This window comes from Ornithinicoccus halotolerans, assembly GCF_009602535.1.
Classification (GTDB): Bacteria; Actinomycetota; Actinomycetes; order Actinomycetales; family Dermatophilaceae; genus Ornithinicoccus; species Ornithinicoccus halotolerans.
In genome coordinates this window covers 1-4,076 of sequence record NZ_WIQI01000163.1, presented here as the reverse complement: position 1 = coordinate 4,076, position 4,076 = coordinate 1, and the positions used below count along the sequence as shown (strand labels likewise).

The 4,076-nt window shown below is 76.1% G+C and carries 3 protein-coding genes; all 3 read left to right on the top strand.

Translation table 11 applies throughout. From position 1 onward, the window contains the following. Nucleotides 1-189: 189 nt before the first annotated feature. On the top strand, nucleotides 190-1,875 hold the full coding sequence (locus tag GFJ45_RS15405; RefSeq protein ID WP_153398795.1) for a carbamoyltransferase family protein: 1,686 nt from the start codon (nucleotides 190-192) through the stop codon (nucleotides 1,873-1,875). After that, a complete protein-coding gene (locus GFJ45_RS17020; protein ID WP_153398793.1) occupies nucleotides 1,872-3,449 on the top strand; it encodes an HAD-IIIA family hydrolase in 1,578 nt (525 codons plus the stop codon). Before GFJ45_RS15405 ends, GFJ45_RS17020 begins: the two co-directional genes overlap by 4 nt. Next, a partial coding sequence (locus GFJ45_RS15395) for a glycosyltransferase family 9 protein (RefSeq protein WP_407670410.1) occupies nucleotides 3,446-4,076 on the top strand: 631 nt, incomplete at its 3' end. The genes GFJ45_RS17020 and GFJ45_RS15395, both read left to right, overlap by 4 nt.

Genomic DNA, 4,076 nt, shown 5'->3' with positions numbered 1-4,076 from the left:
GGAACGCCTCGGCGGCCGCGGTGACGGCGGTGGCCACCTCCTCGGCGGTCGCGGCGGGCTGGCGGGCGGTTGTGCTCATGACCACGGGTTTCCTCCAAGACATCACTTCAGAGTGCGGGAGGTGCACTTCTGTTGCACAGTGCTTGGGAGGGAACCACCCATAGAGGATTTCGGCAATCGGAGGTTTCGTTGCGGACACTCGGGGTCAACGCCCTGTTCCACGACCCGGCCGCGGCGCTGGTCATCGACGGCCGCGTCGTCGCGGCCGCGGAGGAGGAGCGGTTCAGCCGGCGCAAGCACGGCCACCGGCCGGTGCCGTTCGCGGCGTGGGAGCTGCCCGAGCAGGCGATGCGCTGGTGCCTGGAGCACGCCGGCCTGACACCGGCGGACCTGGATGCCGTTGCCTACTCCTTCGACCCTGCGCTGGCCCGGCCGGCGGACCAGCTGGGGCTGACCGACCCCTGGGACCACCTGCGGCTGACCTACGCCGAGCGGGCGCCGCACTTCATCGCGGCGGCGCTGCCCGGGCTGGACCCGCAGCAGGTGCGGTTCGTGCCCCACCACGTCGCGCACGCCGCCTCAGGCGCCCTGGCCAGCCCGTACCCGGACAGCAGCGTGCTGGTGCTCGACGGCCGCGGCGAGTGCGCCTCCCACCTGGCCGGCCGCTACACCGGCGGGCAGCTCAAGCAGCTGGCGGGGCAGGAGCTGCCCCACTCGCTGGGGCTGCTCTACGAGTCGCTCACCGAGCACCTTGGATTCCTGCGCTCCTCGGACGAGTACAAGGTGATGGCGCTGGCCTCCTACGGCCAGCCGAGGTACCTGGAGGAGCTGCGGGAGACCATCCACGCCACCGAGGACGGTGGCTTCGTGGCGCCCGTCCCGGACTGGAGCCGGTGGGTGGAGCGGCGGGTCGACGACGGCAGCTGGGGCGGGGCGCACGCCGACCTGGCCTGCTCGGTGCAGGCCCGGCTGGAGGAGGTGCTGGTCGACCTGGCCAGCTGGCTGCACGAGCAGACCGGCGACCGGGTGCTGACGATGGCCGGGGGCACCGCGCTGAACTGCGTGGCCAACTCCCGGATCTGGCGGGAGAGCCCGTTCGAGCAGGTCTGGGTGCAGCCGGCCGCCGGTGACGCCGGGACGGCTCTCGGGGCGGCGCTGCAGGTAGCGGCCGAGCTGGGGGAGGACGACACGGCGATGGCCATGCCCGGGGCCGCCCTGGGACGGTCCTGGACCGACGACGAGCTGGCCGCGCGGCTGCGCGCCGCGGCGGTGCCCTTCACCACGCCGGCCGACCTGGCCGGGGAGGTGGCCGACGTGCTGGCCGGCAACGGGGTGGTGGCGTGGTTCGACGGGCGCAGCGAGTTCGGCCCGCGCGCTCTCGGGCACCGCTCGCTGCTGGCCCACCCCGGTGTCGTAGCGAACCTGGAGCGGCTCAACGACGTCAAGGGCCGCGAGCAGTTCCGCCCGGTGGCGCCGATGGTGCTGGCCGACCGTGCCGCCGACGTCTTCACCGACGGGCCCATCCCCAGCCCCTACATGCTGTTCGTGCACCGGGTACGCGAGCAGTGGCAGGAGCGGATCCCCGCCACGGTCCACGTCGACGGCACCGCACGCATCCAGACCGTCGACCCGGCCGCCCAGCCGCGGCTGGGGGCCATGCTGCAGGCGTTCGAGGAGCGCACCGGCCTGCCGGTGGTCATCAACACCAGTCTCAACACGGCCGGGCGGCCGATGGTCGACGACCCCAGGGACGCCCTGGAGCTGTTCGGCTCCGCGCCGGTTGACGCACTCGTGCTGGGGCCGCACCTGGTGCGGCGGGCCACGCTGTTCACGGAGGGGACCCGGGGGGAGCCGGCGTCCGGAGTCACCGCGTGAGCACCGGGCCCGGTGCCGCCGCGAGCGCACCGAGCGCCCCGGCCTACACCATCGTGGTGCCCACCGTCGGCCGGCCCTCGCTGCACCGGCTGCTGGCGGACCTGGCCGGCCAGCAGGGCGGCCGTCCACCGGCGGAGGTGGTCCTCGTCGACGACCGCCCGCTGCCCGGACCCAGTGCGGGCACGCCCTCGGCGCTGGACGTGCCGGAGCTCCCGTGCCCGGTACGGGTGCTGCGCACCGGTGGCCGCGGCCCCGCCGCAGCGCGCAACGCCGGTTGGCGCAGTGCCGGGACCGGGTGGGTCGCCTTCCTCGACGACGACGTGCGGCTCCCGGACGGCTGGGCCGCCGCCCTGGCCACCGACCTGGCGCGGGCACCCGTCGGCGTCGCGGGCGTGCAGGGACGCATCGAGGTCCCGCTGCCGGCGGACCGGCCGGCTACCGACTGGGAGCGCAACACCGCCGGCCTGGAGTCGGCGCGGTGGGCGACGGCCGACATGGCCTACCGGCGCGAGGCACTGGCCACCGTGCACGGCTTCGACGAACGGTTCCCGCTCGCCTACCGGGAGGACGCCGACCTGGCACTGCGCGTCCGGGACGCCGGCTGGCGGCTGGAGCGCGGGGGCCGGCACATCGTGCACCCCGCGCGTCCGGCCAGGTGGGACGTCAGCATCCGCGTGCAGCGGGGGGCGGCCTCCGACGCCCTCATGCGGGCCCTCCACGGCCGGCACTGGCGGGCACGCGGGCAGACCGGACGGGGCCGGCTGCCGTGGCACCTGGCCACGGTCGCCTCCGCCGCCGCGGGCGTGGTCCTGCTCGGTGCGGGCCGTCATCGCGCCGCCGCCCTCGCGGCGGCTGCGTGGGGCGGACTCACCGCCGACTTCGCGCGCCGCCGCATCGCTCCCGGTCCCCGACCGGGGCACGAAGGCTGGCTGGCTGAGTGGGCACGGATGGCCACCACCAGCGTGGTGATCCCGGTCGCTGCCGTGTGGCACCGGGCCCGCGGGGAGCTGCGGTACCGCGACGGGGTCGCGCCGTGGCCGCCGCCGACGCGGGCGGTGCTCTTCGACCGCGACGGCACGCTGGTGCACGACGTGCCCTACAACGGCGACCCGGACCGGGTGGAACCGGTCGCCGGGGCCGACGAGGCGCTGCGGCTGCTGCGGGACGCCGGGCTCCGGATCGGCCTGGTCAGCAACCAGTCCGGGATCGGACGCGGGCTGCTCGACGAGCAGCAGGTGGACGCGGTGAACAGCCGCGTCGAGGAGCTGCTGGGACGGCTGGACACGCTGCAGTACTGCCCGCACCACCCCGAGGCGGGCTGCCCGTGCCGCAAGCCCGCGCCGGGGCTGGTGCTGGCGGCGGCCGAGGAGCTGGGCGTGCGCCCGCACGAGTGCGTGGTCGTGGGCGACATCGGCGCCGACGTCGATGCCGCCCGGGCCGCCGGTGCGTGGTCGGTGCTGGTCCCCACCGGGGTCACCCGCACCGAGGAGGTGGTCGCAGCCGAGCTGGTCGCCCCCGACCTGGTCGCTGCCGCCGACGTGGTCCTCGCGACAGCCGGTGGTGAGCGCCGGTGAGCCCCGTGCTGGCGGTACGCCTGGACAGCGACGGTGACGTCCTGCTCACCGGCCCGGCGGTGCGTGCCCTCGCCAGCGCCGGGGAACCGGTGGACCTGCTCGCCTCGCCGGCCGGGACGGCTGCCGGCCGGCTGCTGCCGGACGTCCGGCAGGTCCTCACCTTCGCCGCGCCGTGGAGCGGCTACCGGCCGCCGCCGGTGGACCGCGGGGAGGTGGAGCAGCTGGTCGGCACCCTCGCCGCGGGCGGCTACCGCCGCGCGGTCGTCTTCACCTCCTTCCACCAGAGCCCGCTGCCGATGGCGCTGCTGTGCCGGCTGGCAGGGATCCCGTTCGTGGCGGCCACCAGCGTGGACTACCCCGGCTCGCTGCTGGACGTCCGGCACGTCCGGCCGGACGGCGCCCACGAGGTCGAGGCGATGCTGGACCTGGCCCGGGCGGCCGGGGGCGCGCTGCCGGAGGGCGACGACGGACGGCTCGCCGTCCGCGGGCCGCTCCCGGACCCGGGCCCGCTGCTGCCGGCGGCCCCGTACGTCGTCCTGCACCCGGGTGCCTCCGTCCCGGCCCGGGGCACGACCGTCGAGCACGCGGCGGCGCTCACCGGGCGGCTCCAACGCCTTCTCGCGCCAC